The organism is Streptomyces sp. NPDC056361 (assembly GCF_042262805.1).
In the GTDB taxonomy this organism is placed as follows: Bacteria; Actinomycetota; Actinomycetes; order Streptomycetales; family Streptomycetaceae; genus Streptomyces.
Window position 1 is genome coordinate 1 of sequence record NZ_JBHJQI010000109.1, and the last position, 22,511, is coordinate 22,511.

General features: G+C 69.9%; 29 protein-coding genes, 1 tRNA gene and 1 pseudogene. 21 read left to right on the forward strand and 10 right to left on the reverse strand.

Going from position 1 to position 22,511, the window contains the following annotated elements; genetic code table 11:
* Positions 1–28: 28 nt before the first annotated feature.
* From ACFCY7_RS28650 to ACFCY7_RS28665, 4 genes are all read right to left on the reverse strand, one after another.
* Positions 29–325, reverse strand: coding sequence for an SCO5918 family protein (locus tag ACFCY7_RS28650; RefSeq protein ID WP_376488951.1), 297 nt, complete (start codon positions 323–325; stop codon positions 29–31).
* A gap of 53 nt (positions 326–378) precedes the next feature.
* Positions 379–645 (reverse strand): CBS domain-containing protein, encoded by a 267-nt coding sequence (locus ACFCY7_RS28655; protein WP_376488952.1) that lies wholly within the window; start codon positions 643–645, stop codon positions 379–381.
* A gap of 253 nt (positions 646–898) precedes the next feature.
* Entirely contained in the window at positions 899–1,102 is a 204-nt protein-coding gene (locus ACFCY7_RS28660; protein WP_017240241.1) for a cold-shock protein, read from the reverse strand.
* Positions 1,103–1,580: 478 nt separating this feature from the next.
* A complete protein-coding gene (locus tag ACFCY7_RS28665) occupies positions 1,581–2,243 on the reverse strand; it encodes a DNA-binding response regulator (protein WP_376488953.1) in 663 nt (220 codons plus the stop codon).
* A gap of 57 nt (positions 2,244–2,300) precedes the next feature.
* On the opposite strand from ACFCY7_RS28665, the gene ACFCY7_RS28670 reads away from it, so the two are divergent.
* A complete protein-coding gene (locus ACFCY7_RS28670; protein ID WP_376488954.1) occupies positions 2,301–3,173 on the forward strand; it encodes an aldo/keto reductase in 873 nt (290 codons plus the stop codon).
* A gap of 282 nt (positions 3,174–3,455) precedes the next feature.
* Here ACFCY7_RS28670 and ACFCY7_RS28675 read toward each other — a convergent pair whose 3' ends face one another.
* A complete protein-coding gene (locus ACFCY7_RS28675) occupies positions 3,456–4,514 on the reverse strand; it encodes a LysR family transcriptional regulator (RefSeq protein WP_376488955.1) in 1,059 nt (352 codons plus the stop codon).
* 144 nt (positions 4,515–4,658) lie between these two features.
* Here ACFCY7_RS28675 and ACFCY7_RS28680 point away from each other — a divergent pair, with 144 nt between their 5' ends.
* The gene (locus ACFCY7_RS28680) at positions 4,659–5,864 is read left to right on the forward strand and encodes a cysteine desulfurase-like protein (protein ID WP_376488979.1); all 1,206 of its coding nucleotides are present in this window, start codon (positions 4,659–4,661) and stop codon (positions 5,862–5,864) included.
* A gap of 160 nt (positions 5,865–6,024) precedes the next feature.
* On the opposite strand, the gene ACFCY7_RS28685 is transcribed toward ACFCY7_RS28680, so the two are convergent.
* The 4 genes from ACFCY7_RS28685 to ACFCY7_RS28700 form a co-directional block, all read right to left on the reverse strand.
* The gene (locus ACFCY7_RS28685) at positions 6,025–6,255 is read right to left on the reverse strand and encodes a ketosteroid isomerase family protein (RefSeq protein WP_376488956.1); all 231 of its coding nucleotides are present in this window, start codon (positions 6,253–6,255) and stop codon (positions 6,025–6,027) included.
* A gap of 211 nt (positions 6,256–6,466) precedes the next feature.
* Positions 6,467–7,195: a DUF6585 family protein gene (locus ACFCY7_RS28690; protein WP_376488957.1), complete on the reverse strand. Its 729-nt coding sequence runs from the start codon at positions 7,193–7,195 to the stop codon at positions 6,467–6,469.
* Positions 7,196–7,545: 350 nt separating this feature from the next.
* On the reverse strand, positions 7,546–8,130 hold the full coding sequence (locus tag ACFCY7_RS28695; protein ID WP_376488958.1) for a GNAT family N-acetyltransferase: 585 nt from the start codon (positions 8,128–8,130) through the stop codon (positions 7,546–7,548).
* Positions 8,127–8,900, reverse strand: a complete 774-nt coding sequence (locus tag ACFCY7_RS28700; RefSeq protein WP_376488959.1) for a GntR family transcriptional regulator — start codon at positions 8,898–8,900, stop codon at positions 8,127–8,129. The genes ACFCY7_RS28695 and ACFCY7_RS28700 overlap by 4 nt, the downstream gene beginning before the upstream one ends.
* A 611-nt stretch (positions 8,901–9,511) precedes the next feature.
* Here ACFCY7_RS28700 and ACFCY7_RS28705 point away from each other — a divergent pair.
* The 17 genes and pseudogenes from ACFCY7_RS28705 to ACFCY7_RS28785 all read left to right on the forward strand — a co-directional run bounded on the left by ACFCY7_RS28705 (position 9,512) and on the right by ACFCY7_RS28785 (position 20,888).
* On the forward strand, positions 9,512–9,778 hold the full coding sequence (locus ACFCY7_RS28705; RefSeq protein WP_376488960.1) for a DUF6284 family protein: 267 nt from the start codon (positions 9,512–9,514) through the stop codon (positions 9,776–9,778).
* A complete protein-coding gene (locus tag ACFCY7_RS28710; protein ID WP_376488961.1) occupies positions 9,775–10,920 on the forward strand; it encodes a conjugal transfer protein in 1,146 nt (381 codons plus the stop codon). The genes ACFCY7_RS28705 and ACFCY7_RS28710 overlap by 4 nt, the downstream gene beginning before the upstream one ends.
* Positions 10,917–11,252: an RRQRL motif-containing zinc-binding protein gene (locus ACFCY7_RS28715; RefSeq protein WP_376488962.1), complete on the forward strand. Its 336-nt coding sequence runs from the start codon at positions 10,917–10,919 to the stop codon at positions 11,250–11,252. The genes ACFCY7_RS28710 and ACFCY7_RS28715 overlap by 4 nt, the downstream gene beginning before the upstream one ends.
* Before the next feature lie 11 nt (positions 11,253–11,263).
* On the forward strand, positions 11,264–11,536 hold the full coding sequence (locus ACFCY7_RS28720) for a hypothetical protein (RefSeq protein ID WP_376488963.1): 273 nt from the start codon (positions 11,264–11,266) through the stop codon (positions 11,534–11,536).
* On the forward strand, positions 11,533–11,913 hold the full coding sequence (locus ACFCY7_RS28725; protein WP_376488964.1) for a DUF6251 family protein: 381 nt from the start codon (positions 11,533–11,535) through the stop codon (positions 11,911–11,913). The genes ACFCY7_RS28720 and ACFCY7_RS28725 overlap by 4 nt, the downstream gene beginning before the upstream one ends.
* A 1-nt stretch (position 11,914) precedes the next feature.
* Complete coding sequence (locus ACFCY7_RS28730; RefSeq protein ID WP_376488965.1) at positions 11,915–12,115, forward strand: hypothetical protein; 201 nt, start codon at positions 11,915–11,917, stop codon at positions 12,113–12,115.
* Between the two features lie 97 nt (positions 12,116–12,212).
* Positions 12,213–12,404 (forward strand): DUF6257 family protein, encoded by a 192-nt coding sequence (locus ACFCY7_RS28735; protein WP_376488966.1) that lies wholly within the window; start codon positions 12,213–12,215, stop codon positions 12,402–12,404.
* Positions 12,401–12,589 carry a hypothetical protein gene (locus ACFCY7_RS28740; RefSeq protein ID WP_376488967.1) on the forward strand — a complete coding sequence of 63 codons (189 nt, stop codon included), beginning with the start codon at positions 12,401–12,403 and terminating at the stop codon, positions 12,587–12,589. The genes ACFCY7_RS28735 and ACFCY7_RS28740 overlap by 4 nt, the downstream gene beginning before the upstream one ends.
* Positions 12,590–12,678: 89 nt before the next feature.
* A complete protein-coding gene (locus ACFCY7_RS28745) occupies positions 12,679–14,805 on the forward strand; it encodes an FtsK/SpoIIIE domain-containing protein (protein ID WP_376488968.1) in 2,127 nt (708 codons plus the stop codon).
* Between the two features lie 201 nt (positions 14,806–15,006).
* Positions 15,007–15,195: a hypothetical protein gene (locus ACFCY7_RS28750; protein ID WP_376488969.1), complete on the forward strand. Its 189-nt coding sequence runs from the start codon at positions 15,007–15,009 to the stop codon at positions 15,193–15,195.
* A 9-nt stretch (positions 15,196–15,204) separates the two neighbouring features.
* The gene (locus tag ACFCY7_RS28755) at positions 15,205–15,561 is read left to right on the forward strand and encodes a hypothetical protein (protein WP_376488970.1); all 357 of its coding nucleotides are present in this window, start codon (positions 15,205–15,207) and stop codon (positions 15,559–15,561) included.
* Positions 15,562–15,572: 11 nt separating this feature from the next.
* Positions 15,573–15,926, forward strand: a complete 354-nt coding sequence (locus ACFCY7_RS28760; protein WP_376488971.1) for a hypothetical protein — start codon at positions 15,573–15,575, stop codon at positions 15,924–15,926.
* Positions 15,927–16,235: 309 nt separating this feature from the next.
* Positions 16,236–16,964: a DNA methylase gene (locus ACFCY7_RS28765; protein WP_376488972.1), complete on the forward strand. Its 729-nt coding sequence runs from the start codon at positions 16,236–16,238 to the stop codon at positions 16,962–16,964.
* An 11-nt stretch (positions 16,965–16,975) separates the two neighbouring features.
* Positions 16,976–17,896 carry a bifunctional DNA primase/polymerase gene (locus ACFCY7_RS28770; RefSeq protein ID WP_376488980.1) on the forward strand — a complete coding sequence of 307 codons (921 nt, stop codon included), beginning with the start codon at positions 16,976–16,978 and terminating at the stop codon, positions 17,894–17,896.
* A gap of 181 nt (positions 17,897–18,077) precedes the next feature.
* Positions 18,078–19,258, forward strand: a pseudogene (locus ACFCY7_RS28775) (DUF3631 domain-containing protein).
* A 209-nt stretch (positions 19,259–19,467) separates the two neighbouring features.
* Entirely contained in the window at positions 19,468–19,704 is a 237-nt protein-coding gene (locus tag ACFCY7_RS28780; protein WP_376488981.1) for an excisionase family DNA-binding protein, read from the forward strand.
* The gene (locus ACFCY7_RS28785) at positions 19,701–20,888 is read left to right on the forward strand and encodes a tyrosine-type recombinase/integrase (RefSeq protein WP_376488973.1); all 1,188 of its coding nucleotides are present in this window, start codon (positions 19,701–19,703) and stop codon (positions 20,886–20,888) included. Before ACFCY7_RS28780 ends, ACFCY7_RS28785 begins: the two co-directional genes overlap by 4 nt.
* Positions 20,889–20,942: 54 nt before the next feature.
* Here ACFCY7_RS28785 and ACFCY7_RS28790 read toward each other — a convergent pair.
* Positions 20,943–21,013: transfer RNA gene (locus tag ACFCY7_RS28790), tRNA-Gly, on the reverse strand.
* A gap of 407 nt (positions 21,014–21,420) precedes the next feature.
* Here ACFCY7_RS28790 and dcd point away from each other — a divergent pair.
* Positions 21,421–21,996, forward strand: coding sequence for a dCTP deaminase (dcd, locus tag ACFCY7_RS28795; protein ID WP_017240230.1), 576 nt, complete (start codon positions 21,421–21,423; stop codon positions 21,994–21,996).
* A gap of 13 nt (positions 21,997–22,009) precedes the next feature.
* Positions 22,010–22,507, forward strand: a complete 498-nt coding sequence (locus tag ACFCY7_RS28800; RefSeq protein ID WP_017240229.1) for a phosphoribosyltransferase — start codon at positions 22,010–22,012, stop codon at positions 22,505–22,507.
* Positions 22,508–22,511 lie beyond the last annotated feature (4 nt).

Below are 22,511 nucleotides of genomic sequence, written 5' to 3' on the forward strand. Positions count from 1 at the left end.
GGGCGCGCGAGGCGCGCCCGTCCGCGCGTCAGATCATCTTGGTCGGGTCGACCTGGGCGGACGGCTGCCCGAACGTGCTCGCGGTGGCCACCGGGCGGGTACGGCAGGTGAAGCCGAGCCGGGTCATGGCCCGGACGACCTCGCCGGCGCTGAAGTCGCGGCGGTCCTGGCGGGTGATGACGGCGCCGACCTGCATGGCGGGGTACTCACGGCGTCCGATGACCACGGACTCGCCGGTGACGGGCTCGGGCTTGACGTCCTGCATCGTTTCCAGGACACCGTTCTTCGTCAGATCGAACGGGAAGCGGGCGATGACGCAGCGCATAGGACCTCACAGAGAAAGAGACGGGATCAGCCGGTACGGAAAAGGGGTGGGGCTCACGGGTGGAACGGAGGGTTCGCCGGGCGAAGGTCGCGCAGCCGTGCCCGATCGGTGTAGGCGGCGGTCGCGCGGAAGCCGGTGAGCTGGGACCGGGTGACCAGCCCGGTGGGCCGGCCGTCGTCGTCACGGACGACGAGGCGCCCGGTGCGGGCCCCGCTCATGACCGCCAGGGCCACCTCGACGGTCATGTCGTCCCAGACGTGCGGATCCGCCTCGCCGTCGCGGATCTCCGGCAGAAGATCCGTCGGGTACGTGCTGTTCATGCAAGTCCTTCCTCGAAGCGATGCGCATCCGGGAATTCTCCGGCGAACGAATGGCGGGGAGCGTTTCGAGGCGGCGTCGAAGGGAGGAATGAAATCCGATTCGACAGTCGGCGCGGCGTCCGATCGAAAGCGGCGGACGCGCAGGCCCGAGGAACCCTTCCGGAGCCCGTGCCGGGGGAGGGAGAGTATGCGGCTGGGGCCCGCACCCCGAGGGATGCGGGCCCCAGCCACGTCTGCGTCGCGCGCGTCAGCTTCAGGCGGGAACGATGTTCTCGGCCGTCGGGCCCTTCTGGCCCTGCGCGATGTCGAAGGTCACCTTCTGGCCCTCCTGCAGCTCGCGGAAGCCCTGGGCGGCGATGTTCGAGTAGTGGGCGAACACGTCAGGGCCGCCACCGTCCTGCTCGATGAAGCCGAAGCCCTTTTCCGCGTTGAACCACTTGACGGTGCCGCTGCTCATATCATTCTCCTCTGGGGGGGGGTCGCCGAAATCCGCACTGCGCGAATTCCGTGTCGCCGTGATGATCACCCCACCGGAGACAATCCGGAGAAGAAAAAACGCTCCCACGGCCCGTAGGGCGCGCCGGAAGCACTTGTTTTTCGGGAACCACAACTGCAACTGATATCGACAGTAGCACGTTGATTCGGCGGCCGTCGGGTCAATTCGTGCCGCTCTTTTCATACGCCAAAATTCCTGGCACCGCCGTCCGCCACAAACTCATCCCGCCGTCACAGATATTCGTCCGCGGGCCGGGGTGGTTTGCGGCGGGCTTGGGAATCACCCGGCACTTGGGTCGGTGTGCAGCGCTGACCTGCGGGAACGTACGGTGATGGCGATGTTCCGGAGCTTCCGCCCGTCCCCTTGGTGACCGCTGTTCACCGCCCCTACTGGCACGTTGTGGCACGGGCACGTTCCCGCCTCGGGTCGCTGGGCACCGTCAGGTGTCCGAGCGTCGGCCGAGGATCTCGCGGGCGCGCAGGCCGGCCTGGAAGCGGGACCGCGCATCCAGGGCGGTCATGAGGGCGGCGACCCGCCGGCGGTAGGTTCGCAGGGACACTCCCAGCCGGCGGGAGGCGGCCTCGTCCGTATGACCGGCCGCCAGGGCTCGCAGGACGGTCCGCTCGGCGTCGCCGAGACGGGGAAACGGCATGCGAGGGTACGTGGCGAGGTCCGTCGAGCTCTCCCAGGCCGTCTCGAACAGGGCCCGCACCCCTGCCACCACGCCCGGCTCCCGGACGACGCTGTACTTACGGGGTTCTCCTGTGGCGGACCGCGGGGCCGCCAGTACCGCGAGGCGCCGGTCGACGACGATCGCCTCGTGGGTCGGGGGTGCGGGCGAGATCCGGACCTCCGCGCCGGCCTCGCCGAGCCGCATGAGCAACTCCCGGCCACCGGGGGCACGGTAGACGCCAGGCCCGTACAACTTGCGCACCATGAGACCGGGCGGGAGCGCGCGACGTGCACGCGGGGCGGCTGCCGACCACGTTTCGGGTTCCCCGGCGGCGCAGAGGAACTCTCGCCGCACTCCGTCGAACAGGGCACCCGCACGCCGCGCCAGTTCGGCCTCGCCCCGCAACGTCACGATGTCTTGCGTCGTCATGTCACCAAGCTGCCAGGTGTTCGCTTTCGGTACCTGGCTTCCCGAGGATCTGGAGGCATGACCACGACCCGTGAGATCCCGTCCTCTGCCTTCCTTCTCGGTGGAGACCTTCCCGTCGCCCGCATGGGCTTCGGCGCCATGCGGCTTCCGGCCCGCGAGATCGCCGGTCCCACGAACGATCCGGAGAAGTCGGCGGCCGTGTTGAGGCGGGCCGTCGAGCTCGGGGTGAACCACATCGACACCGCCTGGTTCTACTTTCACGGAGGGCTCTCGGCCAACGGCCTGATCCGCCGCGTCCTGCACCCCTACTCGGAGGATTTGGTCCTGGCGGCCAAGGTCGGCCCGGTCCGGCACCCCGACGGCAGCTGGGGAGCCCCGGCCGGCCCTCGGGAACTCGTCGCGGGCGTCCAGCGCACGCTGCGGGAACTCGGCCGGGATCGCCTCGACCTCGTCTACCTGCGCCTCCACGAGGACGACGACGACACCGTGGCCGAACGGTTCGGCGCGCTCGCAGCCCTGCGAGAGGAAGGCCTGATCAGGCACCTCGGCCTCAGCAACACCACCACCGGCCAACTCGCCAGAGCGCAGCGGATCGCCCCCGTGGCGGCCGTGCAGAACATGTACGGCCTCCTCCACCGCCAGAACCCGGACGTCCTCGACGCCTGCACTGGGCAAGGCATCGCCTTCGTCCCCTTCTTCTCCCCGGAAACCCTGGGTCGCCCCGAACCGTCCGAGCCGCTCGCCCGGATCGCCGCCCGGCACGGAGTGACCACGGCGCAGGTCAAACTCGCCTGGACGATGGCCAGGTCACCGGTGGTCCTCCCGATCCCCGGCACCTCCTCGGTCGCCCACGTGGAGGAGAACATCGCGGCAGCCGACCTGCTCCTCGACCCGGAGGACCTCGCCGCTCTGGACGCGCTGTCGGCCTGAGCCACGGGCCTGGGCAACGACGAAGCCCCAGGTCGCCGACCTGGGGCTTCGTTCAAGAGCGGATGACGGGAATCGAACTCGCGCCATAAGCTTGGGAACCACCGGCGCCCATCTCGGCCATCCGGTACCTGACCTGCGAAAACGTACCCTGGATCGGCGCTTCTCGTGGGCTCGGCGATACCCGTGGCGACCGCTGTTCACCGCTCTTAAGGGCATGGCTGGGGCACGACCAGCTTCCTCGGAGACGAGGCGTTCTTCTGCCTTGTTCGCTGCCCGCGGTGATCAGCCATCGGGCGAGCCTTCCGCTTCCTGGAGTCTCTCGGCGGTGTCATCGGCCCACTCCCTCCGTGGAGCCCGCCCGGCCGGCGGTTGCGTGCGGCCGTCGGGGGCGTGCCCGCTCCGGGTTCCTCGCCGGTGCGACGACCGGACGCCCGTCAGGGCCTCGGACAGCAGCGCGACCAACTCCCCGATGACCGGGAGGTGGGCGCCGGGTCTGCTCACGGCCAGGACCTCGCGGTGGAGCGGTGCGGCCCCGGGTGGAAGGACGACCGGTTCGACGCCGGACCGGTCGCTCTCCTCGCTGATGAGCGAGGCCGGGATCAGCCCCACCGCCAGACCCGCTCTGATCATGGCCAGCATGCTGTGCAGGTCCTCGGTCTCCAGCGTCACGTCGGGAAAGATCCCGAGGTCCGCCGCCCAGCGGTGCAGCAGCCGCCGATCAGGGCTGTGGGCGTGGCCCGAGGTCCACTCCGTCTCAAGGCATTCCGCCAGTTCCAACGGCCGACGGCCCGGCCGCGTACCCGAGACGAGGACCAGCGGCTCGTGCCCCAGGGAGGTGACGGCCCACTCGCCCGAGGCGATCGGCGGGTCCTCGGGCAGGTACCGGTAGGCGATGAGCAGGTCCAGGTCTCCCGATCTCACCCTGGGCAGCCCTTCGTGCGTCTCCACGATGACGAGGCGGATGCGGGGGCCGAGGCCACGGGACCTCAGAGCGGACAGGATCCCGGGGAGCAGGTGGCTCATCGCGCTGGGGTAGGCCCCGACGCGCACGTCCGCGATGTCACGGTTCGAGATGCCGTCGGCGGCGTCCTGGAACCGGGCGGTCGCGTCGAAGAGCGTCCCGGCCGCCTGCGTGAGTGCGCGGCCGGCCGCGGTCAGGATGAGCCGGCTGCCGGGGCGGCGGACGATCAGCTCGATGCCCATGTCGCGCTCCAGCGCGGCGATGTGCTGGGACACCGCGGACGGTACGTAGCCGAGGGCCGCGGCGGCCTCGGCCATGGAACCTCGGTTCACCACGGCCATGAACGTGGACAGGAGCTTCAGGTCGGGCTGCGCATTCATGGATCGTGAACTCTCTCTTCTCAATCCATCGCTTTACGTGTCTCTCCGGCCGATGCCAGAGTCTAGGTATCCCGCCCCGAGGACATGCTCCGGCTGCACGGCGCCGACCGTCCACGCGTGCCCCGCCACCAGAAAGCCGAGACGATGGCCATCGACCTGACCGCCCTGCGGGCCCATTTCCCCTCCCTCGACCACGGCCTCGCCTTCTTCGACGGCCCGGGCGGGACCCAGACCCCCCGCCCCGTCGCCGACGCCATCACCGCGACGCTGACCGGCCCCCTCTCCAATCGGGGTGTTGTCAGCCCGTCCGAGCTGAACGCCGAGCGCGCCGTCGCGGAGTTCCGCGCCGCCTACGCCGACCTGCTCAACGTGCCCGCCGGCGGCATCGTCCACGGGCGCAGCGCCACCCAGCTCACGTACGACTTCTCCCGTCACCTGGCCAAGGGCTGGAAGGCGGGCGACGAGATCGTCCTCAGCCGCCTGGACCACGACTGCAACGTCCGTCCCTGGGTCCAGGCGGCCGAGCGCGCCGGAGTGACGGTCCGCTGGATCGAGATCGACGCCGGGACGACGGAGCTGGACCTCGATTCGTTCGAGCGGGCGCTGTCACCCCGGACCCGGCTGGTCGCGCTCACGGCGGCCTCGAACGTGCTGGGCACCAAGCCGCCCGTACGCCGGATCGCCGACCGGGCGCACGAGGTCGGCGCCCTGGTGTACGTGGACGGGGTGCACTACACCGCCCACCACTTGGTGGACGTGCCCGCGATGGGCGCGGACCTGTTCGTCTGCTCGCCGTACAAGTTCCTCGGACCGCACTGCGGCGTGCTCGCGGGAGCGCCCGAACTCCTCGAAACCCTCCGGCCGGACAAGCTCCTGCCGTCCCCCGACACCGTGCCGGAGCGCTTCGAGTTCGGCACGCTGCCCTACGAGATCCTGGCCGGCGCCACCGCCGCCGTGGACTTCCTCGCCACGATCGACCCCGGCACGGGGGCCGTGCGCAGGGAGCGCCTCGCACATTCGCTGGGCTCCCTGCACGAGCAAGAGCAGGCGCTGCGCACGCGGGTGGAGGAGGGGCTGCGCGCCCTGGGCGACGCCGTCACCGTGCACTCGAAGGCGGCCGACCGCACCCCGACCCTCTTGATGACGCTGCCCGGCCGTGACGCCCGCGAGGCCCAGGCGCATCTGGCCACCCGCGGCGTCCTGGCCCCCGCGGGGTCGTTCTACGCCTACGAACCCTTCGCCGCCCTGAAGCTGGAGGACCCGGCCCTGCGCGTGGGCCTGGCGCCGTACAACACCGCCGGCGACGTGGACAGGCTCCTCGACGGCCTCTCCTCCTTCCTCCGGGCCTGAACGTCCAGGAAATGACGAAGCGGTGTGAGCGGGACGCCCGGGAGCGGCGGGACCGCCATGTCATCGACGAGGACGTCTGGTTCCGGGCCATGCTCGCCAGCGCCCGGATGCGTGCGGGTCCGGGCGTCCGCTGTCGGCGTGCGCCCGGACCGGGGGTGGTTCAGGAGAAGATCAGGCGGAAGATCTGGTTGTGGACGAAGAAGCCGCCGGACTGTCCGGGGATCGGCTGGAGGCCGAACGTCTCGGCGAACGGCAGGGGCTTGTCGAAGGCGTTGTCCACGGCGAGGCTGCCGGTGACGGTGACCAGCACCCCGCTACCCGGGGCGGGCTGCGCGTCGGTCGAGGTCAGCGTGTGCTTGATCGTGTCGAGTTCGGGCTTGGCCAGGGTCACGATGATGTGATCACTGTGGGTGTCTGACGTTTGTGGGGAGTCGGCTGAGATGAAGCGGGTGGCTGGCGTCCGTGGGCGTCCGCCGGTGAATCGCTCTCGTGTCGAGTCGGTCGGACTGTTTGTGCCTGACGCACCGTGAGGTCCCTTAATGAGCCGTGCGCTCGAAGGCCCGAAGGGTGCAAGGGCCCCGATGCGGGGTGTCGAAAGCCCCTCAGGACTCGTGCTGCCGCCGCAGCGCGTCGGCGAGGGTCAGGAAGACGGGCAGGTTGGGGAAGCCGGGAGCCGCAAGCGTCATCCACGGCTTGCGGTCGCCGTGACGGCGGATCTCTACGCGGCCCTGCTTCACATCGACCCGTTCCACCTCCCGCCAGCCGATGCGGCGGCTGCCCTGCCCGATGCCGGAGATGTCGATGTCGACCACGCCGAAGTCGATGCGTTCACCGGCTTCCAGCCGGGCGGCGTCCCGCGGCACCCGTGCGCGGCTGAACGCGTCGCCGAGGCCCTCGGCGAACGGGACCATCCCGCTGAACTCGTCCCCCACCACGATCGCGGCGCCTTGCTCGGACGTGATGGTCAGCCGGTGCGTGGTGGCGCTGGTGACCCCGTTGGTCACTTTGATGTCCTGCCGGGTGACAGCGGCGATCTCGTCCCAGGTGTACGCCTGCGTCTCCCCGCGGTCGATGTGCCAGAGGGCGCCGTGCTCGTACCAGCCCACCCAGACCTGGGGCGGTCGGGGGCGGAGCAGCCAGGCGAAGAGGAAGTACCCGACGAACCCCAGCGGGATCGCCGCGAGAACGAGCAGCGGAAGCGAGTAGTACCAGGCGCCCTGCTCCCGCTGGTCCTCGATCGCGTACGACAGGGCCAGCCACCCCAGGAACACGCCGAGCGCGCCCACGGGCAGCACGCCAGCCCACGGGAAGCGCTTCGGCTCGTTCTGCACCAGCCCCTTGCGGGCCCCCAGTCCGTGCTCCCGCGCTGCGGCACGTAACGCGTCCGGGACTCGTGCGGCACTACGCTCCGACGACACCCAAGCCTCCCCCACCCGGAAACCAGGGCCACATTATGGAGGTCCGGCGTTCGCGTCCGGTAGAGCCGGTCAGGACAACGACGAAGCCCCAGGTCGCTGACCTGGGGCTTCGTGAAAGAGCGGATGACGGGAATCGAACCCGCGCTATAAGCTTGGGAATCTTGCCCCGGAGCCCGTGACCGCCCCTGTGATCAGGGCGGATTCCGCTTCGCGGAGCATCCGGGCCCCCTCGAAGTAACCGTGATTGACCGCAGTTGCCCGCCCTAGGTGGTGCGGAGGTGGTGCGCAGGTGGTGCGGTCGATGACTGGGCTAGATCTGTGAAGCCGTGATCGCCAGAGGGTGCCGTCGGGCGCTGCCCAAGCCATCCGGACACGCGGGGGCCGCCGTTCACCGCCCCGCCCTCCGTGACCGTACGGACATGCTCAAAGCCGTGCCGCAGGTAGTAGTCCTGGAGGGGCTTGTTCGTCGTCCACGCATCGAGGCGGAGCCACACGGCGCCGGAATGAAACGCCTGGCCACTCGCCCAATCGAGCAGTCGACCGCCGAGATCCTGCCCAGCGTGAGTGCGCGCCACGGTCAGCTTGTTCACGAACCGGGACGGCTCCCGGAGTTCGCCATCCGTCCAGAGCCCCTCTTCCGCTTCCGGGGTCAGGGTAATCGTCGCGGCCGTCATGGCACCGTCGCGGACCATGAACACGACGCCGGACTCGATCGTGCCCAGGAGTTTGTCTGCGGGGTAGGGGCGCTGCCACTGATCAGTGCCGAGATCGGTGAGCCACGACGCGGCTTCCTGCCGGAAGGCGAGCAGAACGTCGAGATCGTCTGCGGTAGCTCGTTCAATGATCACTGCGGTTCATCCTCCTGCCGCGCGGTCAGAGTGCCGATCTCGTAGTTCATGCGATTCAGGTCTCCCCGGAAGGTCGTGATGGTGCACCGGATGACCTTGTCCGACGAGTAGCCGGTACGGGTCCAGAGCAGCACCGGGACGCCGGCGCCGATGTCGAGCAGCCGCGCCTCGTCCGGAGTGGGCATCCGGGCTGCGATCTCGTCGAAGTAGCCGATCTGTTCGATCCCGATACCGGCCAGGTATCGGGTGGTCCCTTCAGCGATGTCCCCCGGCTCAGCCAGGCGGGGCGCCTCCTTCGCGAGCCAGTCGGGGTAGTAGGTGGCCTGGGTCGACCACGGCACGTCATCCACGAACCGATGGCAGAACCGGAGAACAGCGGTCGACTCGCGTTCCACCTTGAGTCGTTCCGCCACGTACTCGGTCGCCGGCGTCACCTCGACGCGGAACGTCTGGCTGGGGTGGCGGCCAGCGTTGGTGACGTCGGTGCTGTAGGCGTCACCGTTCTGCGGGAAGGTCAGGTTCTCGAAGCGGGAGGCATTGAGCTCAAACACTTCGTGCTTCTTGACCTCGTAGCCAAGCCCCTGGCTCGACGAGATCAGACCCTCGCTGACCAGCAGGGCAAGGCCCGATCGCACGGTGTTCCTTGACGCGTCGAAGCGCGTACACAGCTCGCTCTCGGAGGGCAGGCGAGAGCCCGGCTTGTAGACGTCGTTGTCGATGTCGCGACGAAGAGCGTCCGCGACCTGCCGGTACTTCGGCTGCTTGTTCATGCGTCCATCATGACGCACTCGCTCAACTTGTTGGTACATGTGGGCCCCGATCGCTTGACGACTCACTGTTCGTGGGTGCAACATCACTGCATCAGCTTGTACCAACAAGTTGAGCAAGAGGTGCAACACCATTAAGTGTGCCCTCTTGTGGCGGTATTCCCGCTGATGGGGGCGGCTCTTGGAGTCGCCCGGCGCCCGGAGAGCTCCGTGTAGACGGGTCGGCTCGAAGGAAGCGACTGCGGCTTGAGAACTGAACAGTGGACAGAGAAAAGACATCCAGGCACCTACGACAAGCCGTAGGCCCTGCCGCACGAGAGCAGCACGCACCTTCCTCCCTGGTCGGCCCTTCGGTCGGCTGAGGGACTCGTCACGTGCGGTGAGACAAGGGCAAAGATCGCGGGCCCCACCGGGGCTATAGAGCGCGAACCCAACCCCGCAGTCCTGCTGCGGCCGGTTGCCTCCTCTGCCCGTCCGGACCTCTTCGCGGGGTGCCGTACGGGCGGGGTCGAGGGGAACCGGAGGAGATTCCCTGGTTCTAACGGCGAGACCCCCCGGAGGTGCAACTCCGGGGGGTCGGTTCGGGCCGTTCCTGTCCGAGAGGAACACACCCAATGAAGTCCATCGCTGCACTTCAGGCCGTTGTTACGGCCAACCCGTTCGACGGTGAGCCGTCGGACGCGGAGCTGGACGCGATCGAGTGGGAGATGCCGCTGATCCTGGCGGAGGTCGACCTGCTCGACGCGGAGATCATGACCCTCGACCGTCCGGCCACGATGCTGGACGAGCGGCGCATCCGCCGGGCCCGCAACCGGGTCCTGGTGGAGCGCCGCGATCTGACCAACCGCGCGAGCCTGGCGCACTCGGGCGGCGCGGCATGACTGGGGCGGTGAAGCCCCTGGGTACCGCGCAGAAGGTCGTCCTGGGGGCGGCGTTCCTGCCGATGATCGGCACCGGGGTCGCCGGCGGGTACGGCACCTTCACCAACATCAGCACCGCGTTCGGGTCGGGAACGGCGGTGGGTGCGGTCGCGGCCGGCGAGGGGGCGACCGGCGTCCTGGCGATCGTGCTGCTCGGCCTGACGATGCTGGGGCAGTCCTCGCCCCGCGTGATCCGGGCGGGGCTGTGGGCTCTTCCCGCCGCCGCTGCGGCCATGTCCGCCACCGCCGCCACCACCCCCGGCGAGATGGTCATCTACGCCCTGACCCCCATGGGCATGACGGCCTCCGCCGAGGGCGCCGCGTTCCTCGCCCGCCGGATCGTCGTCTACCGCGACGGCCGCGACGCCGAGGCCGAAGCGCACGCCGCCGCAATCGTCCAGGCCCTCGCCTATCACCGGGCCCGCGCCGCCAACCACCCCGACGAAAAGGTCCGGAAGAAGTCGGAACTGACGTCGTGGAAGCTCGCCCGGAAAGTCGGCGCCGGAGACATCGCCCTGGGCGATCGACTGCTCGACGTCCAGCGCCGGCGGGTCACCACCGGAGCCGACGCGGCCCTCGCCGACATGTTCGGCATCCCGGCCGCCCCCACCCTGACTCCCGGATCGGTCGACGAACCGGTCGGGACGGTGGTGGAGCTGGAGGTAGACCGATCCACCCGACCGATCCACCCCGTAAAGCAGGAGGAATCGGAACAGACCATCACGGAACGGTCTACCTCTGACCTGCCCGTACCGGCCCTCGAACCCGCGCGGATCGACACCGACCCGATCGGGCAGGAAGAGCCCACCCCACCTGTCTCCGAGACCGCCGTGGGGGAGTCGACCGGTCGGGCCGTGGTCCGGTCGGTCGCCGCCGACCAGTCGCCCCGCCGCCGGGCCACCGGACGCGTCCCGCATGTCGCCCGATCGACCCAACCCCGTCGCACCAAGGATGAACTTCTCTCCGAGGCACGCCAGTTGACGGAGTCGTGGGCGGTCGATCAGTTGACCGCCGATGGCATCCGCAAAGCGCTGCGGACGTCGCCGGAGAAGGGCCGGTGGCTGCGCGACACCCTCAAGGGCGAGCGCGGTGAGGCGGCGTGAGCGCGCTCCCCGTCTACCGCTGGCGCCTGGCCCCGGAGGGCCTGGCCACGTTCCGGCAGCTCCGCGCACTCGGGCTGCGGCTGGCCGGTCAGCCGGTCGTGGCCCAGCTCGAACGCCCCCGCCGCCGGCGTGACCCGCTCGTCGCCTTCCTGTACCGCGTCGACCTGGCCCGGCCGGTACGACCGATGACCCCCGCGCGGTGGGCGGCCCTGGCCAAGGCGAACGCGGCCCGGCGGGTCTGCCCGGAGTGCGGGCGGGACGCCGGGTACCGGATCCCGCCCTCGCTCGGCATGTGCACCCCTTGCGCCTACCCCGACACGTCCGCCGCCTGAGGAGGCCGCTCATGTTCGACGCCACCATTCAGATCCTGGTCCGCCCGACGGGCAGCGCCACGGTCCACTCCCACCACATGGCGGTGCCCGCCTCTCTGGCCCTGTGGGTCGTGGAGTCGGACCAGCCGAACGCCGAGATCGCGCAGGTGCATCAGACGACCGACCGCGACGGCCAGCGCATCCACGTCTTCTACACCCGGCTCCCGTGCATCCAGCGGGACACCGACCACATCACCCACATCGTCACCATCCCCGACGCCTCACTGACCGAGGAGCACCGGTGAACCACCTTCCCGAGCCGGTCCGGGTCGTGCAGCTCCCGGACGGCACCTACACCTACGCCGACCACCTCCCCGCCCCGCAGGGCACGTTCAGCGGCCCGCAGGTGGTCCACCAGCACATCCACCAGGCCCCGCCGGACCGCACGGTCCAGCGGATCGCGCTCGGCTCCGGCATCGGCGCCGGCACGGTCGCCGCCGGGGTCTACTTCGGGCCCCTGCTCGTCGGCGCGCTGACCGCCATCGCCGCGAACCTGGCCCTGCTCGCGTTCCTGGCCGCCGTCATGTGCTGGGGCGTCGTGAGCGTCGTGAAGTCGGTCGGCGGCCCGGACGGCAAGGCCGCCGCGAAGACCCTGGCCCGCACCCGCCGGAAGGGGAAGTGACGTGTTCAACGCCGGAGACAAGGTGCTGATCGTCGCGTGCGAGGACGACCCCAGGGCAGCGGGCCGCACCGGCAGGATCCTCGACCAGGCCCCGCCGGGCGCGCTCACCCAGGGCCGGTGGAGCGTGGACCGGATCAGCTGGCTGATCGCCCCGGTCCTGTGCCACACCCACGAGCTGCGCAAGGTCACGTCTGGCCGCTGATGGCTCGGGTCTGACGCCTGCCTGCCCGCCCCCGAGCCTCCCTGGCCGGGGGCGGGTGGGGAGTCGGGACAGCCCCGGCCCCGGAAGGGATCGTGTCGTGGCCAGCAAGAAGAACACCGAGTTCGACCCGGACAACCCCCGCCTCACCGCCGGGGAGTACGCCCGGGTCGGCTGGAACGTCGCCCGCATGCTCAAGCGGGGCATCGCCGGCGAGAACGTCTACCAGGGCGACCTGGAGGCCAAGATCGACCGCATCATCGACGGCGCCCGCAAGAGGGCCGAGAAGTGAGCACGCAGCTGTCGACCTGGAAGTTCACCGTCTATGCGACCGACAGCAAGGGCCGCCTGGGCAAGCACAGCAGCCTGGTCCACTCCCACAGTGAGGCCGCCGCCCGCCAGGGCGTCATCGAGTCGGTGCAGGCCGCCGGCTACCGGCCCTGCGGACCCGTGAAGCTCACGCCGAAACGCACGTAGCTCTGCCCCGGGGCGGCCGACAGCCGCCAAGCATCCCGACCGCCCCGGGCCCATCCCGCACCTCTTTCGAGCAGCAGGAGAAGACCAGCATGACCGACAACGTGGTCCCCCTGTTCAAGGAACCGACCAACCAAGAGCCCACCACCCCGGCCGTGCCGCTCGCGGTGGTGCCCGACCCCGCCCCCAAGCCGCGTCCGTTACGGGTGTTCGTCCGCACCTCCCGCGCCGTGACCGGCGCGGTCAAGCACGAGAGGACCCGCCAGGCCGCCCGCCTCACCGTCCGGCACGGCGCCTACGTCCTGGGCGGCACCCGCGTTGTGACGCGTCGGGCGTGGGACGGCCGCACCGGTGCCCGCTACGAGCGGTTGCTGCGGGCGGCGGAAGCCGCGGGGAACTACGAGGCGGCCGGCGAGTGGGAGGAGCGGCTGCACCGCTTCCGCGTCGAGCGGCACAAGCGACGCATGGACCTACTCATGGCCCCGCAACACGTCGCCAAGAGCGCCGCGATCGGCACGGCCGGCGGCATAGGCGGCCTGATCGCCATCGGCATCGCCCTCGCCATCGCCACCAAAGACCCGTCCGACGTCTTCACCCCACTGATGGCGCTGATCGAACTGATCCGGCTGCTCGTCGTCCTCGTCCAGCTCCTGTGGGGACCGCTCGTCGCGATCGGGCCCTGGCTCGCCCTCGCCGGACTCTGGGCCGTGGGCAGGCAGCGCGCCACCGCCCCGCAGTGGGCCCTTCCTGAGGGCAAGCGGTCCGACGACGCCGGGGCGCCGATCACCCCGTCCATCGTGGTCACCGCCCTGCGCGACCTGGGCATCGCCCCACTCAGGAACGCGATCAAGGAGATGGGCGATGCGGGTGCGGCGATGCTCGGCCCGATCCGGATCGCCGGATGCGGCGTCGAGGTCGACGTCACCCTCCCGTCGGGTGTCACCACCGCCGAGGTGCAGAATCGGCGCAAGAAGCTCGCGGAGAACCTGGCCCGCCACGAGCACGAAGTCTTCATCACGATCCCCGAGGCCGCCCGCACGGTCCGGCTGTGGATCGCGGACTCCGGCGCGCTCGATGAGCCGATCGGCCCCTCCCCGCTGATCACCGACCCGTCCATGACTGCCGACTACGCCAAGGGCCGGGCCCCGTGGGGACTGGACCTGCGCGGCGACGCGGCCACCATCAGCCTGTACCAGCGCCACCTGCTGATCACGGGCCTCTCGAACCAGGGCAAGACCGCCGCCCTGCGCTCGCTCGCCCTGTGGCTCGCGCTGGACCGGCGGGTGGAGTTCCGGATCGCCGACCTCAAGGGCGCCGGCGACTGGGCCATGTTCGACGGCATCGCCACCGTCCTGATCCAGGGCCCGACCGACGAACACGTCATCGACGCCACCAAGATGGTCGAGGGCCTGGTCACGGAGATGGAGCACCGTCTCCAAGCCCCGCCCGGCACGCAGTTCGACCCGCTGATCGGCATCGTGGACGAGGCGCAGGTCGCGTTCATGTGCCCCGCCGTCGGCAAGGACAAGCGGCCCTATGGCGGGTCGAAGGCCACCTCCCGGTACTTCATGGCCGCCCGCAAGATTCACAACCAGGGGCGGGCGGTGAACGTGCTGCTCTACGAGGGCACGCAGGACCCGACCGACCAGAACCTCCCCAAGCTGGTCCGCGAGGGCGCCCACACCCGCGTCTCCCTCGCCCTGGGCACCGAGTCGCAGTCCCGCATGGCACTGGGCGACAAGGCCGTCGACGGCGGCGCCGCCCCACACCTGCTCCGCCAGGGACTCGACAAGGGCACGGTGGTCATCGCCTCCGACGGGATCAAGATCCCGGCGGGGCAGGCGTCCATCACCGTCCGCACCCACTTCATCGACACCGACGCCGCCGCCGTCATCGCGCAGCGCGCCAGGGACTTGCGCGACGGGGTCGCCACACTGGCCGCCGTCGAGCCGTCCGAGACCGCCGCCGATGCGCTCGCCGACATCGCCGCCGCACTCGGCGCGGAGTCGAAGATGCTCACCCAGGAAGTCCTGCGCCGTCTCGCCGCAGCGAACCCGGGCGAGTACCGGGAGTGGACGTTCTCCGACCTCCGGCAGGTCCTGGAGGCGGCCGGCGCCCCGCCCCGCAAGTCCGACGGCCGCATGGTCGTCGACGCCCTGCGGGTCGCCGACGCCCTCGCCCAGCGGGCCGCCGAGAGCGCGGATTCCGCCGCCAAGTGACAGGGAGGCGGCAGGGAGGCAGGGAGAACTCCCTGACCGCCTCCCTGACCGCCTCCCTGGCCCTGATCAGCGCAAACTCCCCTCCAGGGAGGCAGGGAGGCACCCCAGCTCAGGGCCCTGAAACAGCCTCTGGGAGCCCCTGCGGGCCGTCGCTTGCCTCCCTCCCTGCCTCGTCACGCCAGCCGAACGGAGAACACCCCCGTGGCCGTCAGCCTCTCGCTCGTCGCCCTCTTCGGACTCGTCCTGTTCTTCCTCCTGCGCTCCCGCACGCTCGGCCCCGGCGCCGCGTTCATCGCCGCCGGGTTCGGGTTCTTCCTCGCCTCCACCGGCGCCGCCAAGCCGATCAACCAGCTCACCGAATCGCTCATCCAGGCCGCCTCCAACCTCTGAGGAGTAGCCATGCCGCACACCGAGCAGGACGAGAGCCAGCCCCTCATCAACGTCGCCTGGCCCTACCTCGACCACATGCTCCGCGAGGACCTGAACGACATGCTCCGGGAGATTGGCCCGGGGCTGGCCCCGGCCGACGTCCGTCCGGCCCTCGCCCTCTTCCACGACCCCGCGAACCCCGGCGCCGGGGTGCTCGCGCTCCTCGCCCGGATCATCGGCGAGATCGGCCGCGCCCTGGACGAGCAGACCCCGAGCCACGACGCCGTGCGCGCCGCCCTCGACCAGGCCGCCGCCCACCTCACCGAGACGGCCGGCCGCAGCATCGCCGCCGCGCTCGGCCTCCTCGCCCCGCCCGACGGCCGGTAGGGGTCGGGGCCGTGGAACAGGTCCCGTATCTCGACTGGGGCGACAGCCGCCACTTCGACCACACCCAGGACCGGCCCTGCTCCCTGTGCGGCCGGCCGACCCCGCTGCGGTCCCACGCCGGAGAGCCCGTCCACAAGGTGTGCGCGGAAGCCTGGAACGCCGCCTGCCCCGGCGAGCCCCGCCGCTACACCGTCCCGACGAAGCTCAAACCGCAGCAGCACGACGTCGGCACCTGGCGGTTCCACAACGACGGACCCGTCACCGACCAGCGCGTCCCGATCCTCGGCCAGGTCATCACCACCAACACCCTGCCCGGCCACCTCACGGCCTCAGAGCAGCGGCAGGGCGGCCTGTTCGCCGCGTGACACCAAAAAAGGGCGGCCCCACACCCGACACGGATGGGGCCGCCCCTCGCACCCAGTCCACTCGCGAACCGGAGTACCCAGGATGACCTGCCCCTCCCGTATCCAAGGTGAGTAAGAAGCACTCAAAGTCCTGTGCTCTCTCAGGTCATCACCATCTCCCTGCACCACGGACCCTGAGAAATCCCGGGCCCCGAGCAGGAGCAGCGCGGCCTGTTCGCCGCATGACAGCACGAAGGGCGGCCCCCGTCTCGGCAAAAGTCCGGGGCCGCCCTCACCCAGCACGCCAACAACGAACTGGAGACATCCAGCATGACCCAACCCACCCTCATCCGGCGAGAGCGCGCCGCCCGGCCGTTATTGCTGGACCTGTTCTGCTGCGCCGGCGGCGCCGGGACGGGCTACCACCGCGCCGGATTCGACGTCGTCGGCATCGACATCCGCCCCCGCCCCAACTACCCCTTCACCTTCGTCCAGGCGGACGCCCTGGACTACCTCTCCGCACTGATCGCATCGGGGGAGATCGAGCGGTTCTCATTCGTCCACTCCTCCCCGCCCTGCCAGGCCGGGTGTGCGCTGACCGTCGGCACCAACCAGTCGAAGGGTTGGGGCGGCACCCATGTCGACCTGGTCCCGCCGACCCGGGAGCTGTTGGAGGTGTCCGGGCTGCCGTACGTGATCGAGCAGCCCAACGGCAAGGCGGACATCCGCAAGGACCTCACCTTGTGCGGCGAACAGTTCGAGCTGGGCGTGCTGCGGCACCGGAACTTCGAACTGGGCCACTGGAGCGTCGTCCAGCCCGCGCACGTGCCCCACCGGGGCCGGGTACGGGGTTGGCGGCACGGGGAGTTCTTCGACGGGCCGTACGTCGCCGCGTACGGCAACGGCGGCGGTAAGCCGTCCGTCCCCGAGTTGCAGGCCGCGATGGGCATCACGTGGACCGATGTCCGCGAGGAACTCACCGAGGCCATCCCGCCCGCCTACACCCACTGGATCGGCGCCACGTACCTCGCGCAGATTCGGGCGGAGGTGGCGGTGTGACCTCCCTGCCCATGATCGACCTGTCGGGCCTGGGTCTGCTCGCCCATGCGGTCGCGGCCGCCGAACGCGGCTGGCATGTCTTCCCCCTCCGCCCCCGCGACAAGCGGCCGGCCGGGCACGCGTCCTCCCGCTGCCCCCGAACTGGCCGGTGCGAGGACGGGCACAAGACCCCCGAACAGCGCGCGACCACGGACGTCGACCTGCTCGCCGCCGCGTGGACGCACGCCCCGTACAACATCGGCATCGCCACCGGCCCGAGCGGACTGCTCGTGGTCGACCTGGACACCCTCAAGGCAACCGACGAGAAGGGAACGCCTGACGGCGTCGCTCTTTTCGAAGCGCTCTGCGAGCGCGCCGGGCAGGCCGTCCCCCTCACCCACCGAGTGCGGACCGCGCGCGGCGGGATGCACCTCTACTTCACCCAGCCCGCCGGGCAGCGGCTCGGCAACACCGCTGGGCGGCTCGGCAGGCACATCGACACCCGGGGGTGGGGTGGCTACGTCGTCGCCCCCGGCAGCACCACGGCGGACGGCACCTACGAGGTCCTGGACGACCGCCCTCCGGCGCCGCTGCCGGTGTGGGTCCTGGACGCGCTCACGGTCCGCCCCAAGCCCGTCCGGGCCACTACGGCACCCCCGGCGACCCTGAGCGTCCGGGCGTCCCGCTACGCCGCAGCCGCGCTGCGGGGCGAGGTCGACAACGTCGCCCGCGCTGCCGACGGCACCCGCAACGCCACCCTGCTGGCCGCCGCACGCGCTCTGGGGCGGCTGGTCGCGTCCGGCGACCTTGCCCGTCAGGACGTCCAGGAGGCTCTTAGTAGGGCGGCGGCGGGCAACGCGACCCAGTCCCAGCGCTACTACGACGACGTCATCACCCGTGGCCTCGACTGGTCCATCGCCCACAATCCCGCCGGCACCCGGAGTGCGGCATGAGGCGCCCCCACCCCGCTCCTTCTAAGAGCCGACTGATCCTGCGCGTGCCTGAGGCCGCCGAACAGCCCTGGCCATGGCAGGCGTTGGGCGCCCGAATGGTCGTCGCCAACGGCGTCCCCTCTGGCTCTGACCCGCACTCCGCCGACCGTCTCCGCCCGCTCTTGACCCAAGGGGAAGCCGCATGACCAAGCAGCCGATCGACGGCGCCGCCCTGCTCAACCAGGTGGAGGCGTTCCACCGCCGGTTCAACGTCTTCCCCCGGGAGGCCGCCTACGTCGCCGTGGTCCTGTGGGACGCCCACGCCCACCTGATCGAGTGCTTCGAGACCACGCCCCGGATCGCGTTCCTCTCCCCCGAGCCCGGCTCCGGCAAGTCCCGCGCCCTGGAGATCATCGAGCTGCTCACGCCCCGGGCCGTCAGCACCGTCTCGGCGTCCGCGAACGCCCTGTACCGGCTCGTCGGCTCCTCCGAGGGCCTGCCCACCGTCCTCTTCGACGAGGTCGACACCATCTTCGGGCCGAAGGCCAACGCGGATGAGTCCCTGCGTGGCTTCCTGAACGCCGGATACCGCCGGATCGGCGGCGCGCTGCGGTGCGTCGGAGACGGCTCGAACCAGAACGCGCAGGTCTTCGACTCCTACTGCGCCGTGGCCATGGCCGGACTCGGCTCCCTGCCCGACACCGTCCTGACCCGGTCCGTCATCGTCCGCATGCGCCGCCGCGCCCGCAACGAGAAGGTCGAGTCCTACCGCCAGCGAATCCACCAGAAGGAGGGTCACGGCCTGCGCGACAAGCTCGCCACCTGGGCCGACCAGGTCCGCGACCGCGTCCGTGAGGCGTGGCCGGAGATGCCCGACGGGGTCACCGACCGCCCGGCCGACGTATGGGAGCCGCTCCTCGCCATCGCCGACGCCGCCGGTGGAGAGTGGCCCGAGCGCGCCCGCGCCGCGTGCGTGGAACTGGTCAACGCCTCCCAGATCGACGACAAGGGCAGCATCGGCATCCGCCTGCTCACCGACCTGCGCGACCACGTCCTGATCGGCATCGACCGCCTGCCCACCGTCGCCATCATCGACCGGCTCAACGCCCTCGACGACGCCCCCTGGGCCGACATGAACGGCCGGCCGCTCGACTCCCGGGGCCTGTCCAAGATGCTCCGCGAGTACATGACCGTGGACAACACCCCCGTCATCGCCCGCAACATCCGCACCGCCGGCGGAGTCCTCAAGGGCTACTACGCCTCCGACCTCGCCGACGCCTGGGCCCGCTACTGCCCCTCCCCCGCCCCGGCATAAGCGCTACATCCGCTACATCCGCTACACCCCAGGTCACAGGGGGTGCGGATGTAGCGGCAAGCCCCTGATGTAGCGGCTACGCGATCAGCTCCCGGTTCGGCGCGTAGCCGCTACATCGACCCTCATCCGCTACACAAAAACACCCGCTGACCTGCGATGTAGCGGATGTAGCAGATGTAGCGGACTTCCCAGAAGGGGGCCATAGAGCCCCCGGCGTCACGCCAAGGAGACACGTCTGATGAGCAACGCTGCTCGCGTCGGGCGCCGGTTGACTGCCGTGCCCACCCCGTCTGTCCCCTCGCCGCTCGACGAGAGGTACCTGTCCGTCCCGCAGGTGGCCGAACTGCTCGGTACCACCGAGCGATTCCCCCGCCGTCTCGTCTCCGAGCGACGCATCCGCTTCGTGAAGGTCGGCCGTCACGTGCGCATCCCGGAGAGCGCCGTGGCCCTGTTCATCGAGTCCCACACCGTCGAGCCCGTCCAGCCCCGCCGTCGGATGCGGAGGGCTGCATGATGAGCAAGAGGGCATCCAAGAAGGCGATGACCATGCGCCGCTTCGGAGCGGTGAGGCAGTACCGCTCCGGGCGTTGGACCGCGTCCTACATCGACCCGACGGGGGAGCGCCGTCGCGCCCCCGACACGTTCGAGACCAAGACCGAAGCGGAGGTATGGCTGTCTCAGATCGAGGCCGACATCACGCGTAAGGACTGGCGGGACCCGGACGCCGGCGCGGTGAACTTCGAGGAGTACGCCACCAAGTGGGTGGCCGAACGCGGCGTCGCGCCGCTGACGGAGGAGCTGTACGTACGCCTCCTCCGGTTGCACCTCCTGCCCAGCTTGGGTGAGTGGGACCTCGACGAGATCACCCCGCCCCGGGTGCGTGAGTGGCGGATGGAGCGGCTCGACAGCACGGGGGCCGCGACGACCGTGGCTAAGTCGTACCGCCTGCTGAAGGCGATCCTGGAGACGGCCGTGGACGACGAACTCATCCGCCGGAACCCCTGCCGCATCAGGGGCGCCGGTAAGGAGGTGTCCAAGTCCGGGCAGGTCGCCACCGTGGAACAGGTCGACGCCCTCGCCGAAGCGGTTGGCATCCGATGGCGCCTGATGGTCTACCTCGGCGCGTACGGGCCCCTGCGTCCGGAGGAGCAGGCGGAGCTTCGCCGCAAGGACGTCGACGTCGACAACGTCACCATCGTCGTCCGAAAGGCCGCGCCGGAGTTGGCCACGGGGCGTCGTGCGGAGGGACCGACGAAGTCAGAGGCGGGGAAGCGGATGGTCGTCCTGCCGGAGTTCCTGCGGACGGACCTCCAGCGCCATATGGATTGGTACGCGGAGAAGGGGCCGGAGGGGCTGCTGTTCGTAGGGGAGAAGGGGGCTGCGTTCCGGCGCTCCACCTTCGGGCGGAAGTGGAAGCGGGCCCGCTTGGCGGTGGGCATGCCGACCGACTTTCGGTTCTACGACCTCCGGCACACGGGGCACACGCTCTCGACCCGGTCGGGGGCGACGCTCAAGGACACGATGGTTCGCGCTGGGCAGTCGACCGAGAAGGCGGCCCTGATCTATCAGCACTCCGACCACGAACGGCAGAAGGAGGTGGCCGGGGGGCTTGACCGGATGGTGCAGGCGGCCCGGGAGAAGGCCCGTGAGCAGCAGGAAAAAGTGGCAGGTGGTGCAGAGGTGGTGCAAGACGCTTAGACAGGTCTAGACAACGACGAAGCCCCAGGTCGCTGACCTGGGGCTTCATTCAAGAGCGGATGACGGGAATCGAACCCGCGCTATAAGCTTGGGAAGCTCATGTTCTACCATTAAACTACATCCGCGCAGCGGCCTGATTGATCAAGGCCGCATCGTTGCACACTCTACCCCATGGGTCACCGAGCGCGAAGCTCGGACATCGGTGTGTGCGGAGTGCCGCGTGGAGGGTGTCCCGTTGATCCCCTAATGTGGCTGTCTCGTCCACCGCATGGGTAGGGGAAGGGACTTGATGGGTTCCATGGAGCGCACTGTCGTCCGCTGTGCCGAGGGGCACGTGTTCAGTACCGCGTCGTTTCCGCTTCAGCAGCTCGGGGCGGCGCGGATCGGGCCCGGGCGGCTGATCCGGTGTCCGCGGTGTGCGCGGTTGCGGCATGCGGTGCCCGTGGAGATCGGGCGGCGCTGAGCCGAGGATGCCGGGGCGCGGACGGCTGCCGATTGGGGCAGGTCCGCGCCCCCTGCGTATCGTGGGGGCGTGCTTCTCTCAGACAAGGACATCCGGGCCGAGATCGATGCCGGACGGGTGCGCATCGACCCGTACGACGAATCCATGGTGCAGCCCTCGAGCATCGACGTGAGGCTTGACCGCTTCTTCCGGGTGTTCGAGAACCACCGCTACCCGCACATCGACCCCGCCGTCGAGCAGCTGGACCTGACGCGCGAGGTCGAGCCGGAGGGCGACGAGGCGTTCATCCTGCACCCGGGCGAGTTCGTGCTCGCGTCGACCTACGAGGTCATCACCCTCCCGGACGACATCGCGTCGCGCCTGGAGGGGAAGAGTTCTCTGGGGCGGCTGGGGCTCGTGACGCACTCGACGGCCGGGTTCATCGACCCCGGCTTCTCGGGGCACGTGACCCTGGAGCTGTCGAACCTCGCCACCCTGCCGATCAAGCTCTGGCCGGGGATGAAGATCGGGCAGCTGTGCATGTTCCGGCTGAGCTCGCCCGCCGAGTTCCCGTACGGGAGCGAGCGGTACGGCTCGCGGTACCAGGGACAGCGGGGGCCGACGGCCTCCCGTTCGTTCATGAACTTCCATCGGACCCAGGTGTGAGGCGGTCGCAGGCATGAGTGAGGTACGCGAGAACCTGACGTACGAGGGCTTCGGGGCCGCGGTCCGCGAGCTGGCGCAGACCATCGCCGACGACGGCTACGAGCCCGACATCGTCCTCTCCATCGCCCGCGGTGGCGTCTTCGTCGCCGGCGGTCTCGCCTACGCGCTCGACTGCAAGAACATCCACCTCGTGAACGTGGAGTTCTACACCGGCGTGGGCACCACCCTGGAGATGCCGGTCATGCTGGCGCCCGTGCCCGACGCGATCGACTTCTCCGACAAGAAGGTCCTGATCACCGACGACGTCGCCGACACCGGCAAGACGCTCAAGCTGGTCCACGACTTCTGCGTCGACCACGTCGCCGAGGTCCGTTCCGCGGTCATCTACGAGAAGTCGCACTCCCTGGTGAAGTGCGAGTACGTGTGGAAGAAGACCGACGAGTGGATCAACTTCCCCTGGTCGGTCGAGCCGCCCGTCGTGAAGAGGGAGGGGCAGGTCCTCGACGCCTGAGGGT

Excerpts from the sequence above, each read along its gene's own strand:
- ACFCY7_RS28650 (WP_376488951.1), bottom strand. The coding sequence starts at position 325 with ATGCGCTGCGTCATCGCCCGCTTCCCGTTCGATCTGACGAAGAACGGT.
- ACFCY7_RS28655 (WP_376488952.1), bottom strand. The coding sequence starts at position 645 with ATGAACAGCACGTACCCGACGGATCTTCTGCCGGAGATCCGCGACGGC.
- ACFCY7_RS28660 (WP_017240241.1), bottom strand. The coding sequence starts at position 1,102 with ATGAGCAGCGGCACCGTCAAGTGGTTCAACGCGGAAAAGGGCTTCGGC.
- ACFCY7_RS28665 (WP_376488953.1), bottom strand. The coding sequence starts at position 2,243 with ATGACGACGCAAGACATCGTGACGTTGCGGGGCGAGGCCGAACTGGCG.
- ACFCY7_RS28670 (WP_376488954.1), top strand. The coding sequence starts at position 2,301 with ATGACCACGACCCGTGAGATCCCGTCCTCTGCCTTCCTTCTCGGTGGA.
- ACFCY7_RS28675 (WP_376488955.1), bottom strand. The coding sequence starts at position 4,514 with ATGAATGCGCAGCCCGACCTGAAGCTCCTGTCCACGTTCATGGCCGTG.
- ACFCY7_RS28680 (WP_376488979.1), top strand. The coding sequence starts at position 4,659 with ATGGCCATCGACCTGACCGCCCTGCGGGCCCATTTCCCCTCCCTCGAC.
- ACFCY7_RS28700 (WP_376488959.1), bottom strand. The coding sequence starts at position 8,900 with ATGAACAAGCAGCCGAAGTACCGGCAGGTCGCGGACGCTCTTCGTCGC.
- ACFCY7_RS28705 (WP_376488960.1), top strand. The coding sequence starts at position 9,512 with ATGAAGTCCATCGCTGCACTTCAGGCCGTTGTTACGGCCAACCCGTTC.
- ACFCY7_RS28710 (WP_376488961.1), top strand. The coding sequence starts at position 9,775 with ATGACTGGGGCGGTGAAGCCCCTGGGTACCGCGCAGAAGGTCGTCCTG.
- ACFCY7_RS28720 (WP_376488963.1), top strand. The coding sequence starts at position 11,264 with ATGTTCGACGCCACCATTCAGATCCTGGTCCGCCCGACGGGCAGCGCC.
- ACFCY7_RS28745 (WP_376488968.1), top strand. The coding sequence starts at position 12,679 with ATGACCGACAACGTGGTCCCCCTGTTCAAGGAACCGACCAACCAAGAG.
- ACFCY7_RS28755 (WP_376488970.1), top strand. The coding sequence starts at position 15,205 with ATGCCGCACACCGAGCAGGACGAGAGCCAGCCCCTCATCAACGTCGCC.
- ACFCY7_RS28765 (WP_376488972.1), top strand. The coding sequence starts at position 16,236 with ATGACCCAACCCACCCTCATCCGGCGAGAGCGCGCCGCCCGGCCGTTA.
- ACFCY7_RS28770 (WP_376488980.1), top strand. The coding sequence starts at position 16,976 with ATGATCGACCTGTCGGGCCTGGGTCTGCTCGCCCATGCGGTCGCGGCC.
- ACFCY7_RS28785 (WP_376488973.1), top strand. The coding sequence starts at position 19,701 with ATGATGAGCAAGAGGGCATCCAAGAAGGCGATGACCATGCGCCGCTTC.
- ACFCY7_RS28800 (WP_017240229.1), top strand. The coding sequence starts at position 22,010 with ATGAGTGAGGTACGCGAGAACCTGACGTACGAGGGCTTCGGGGCCGCG.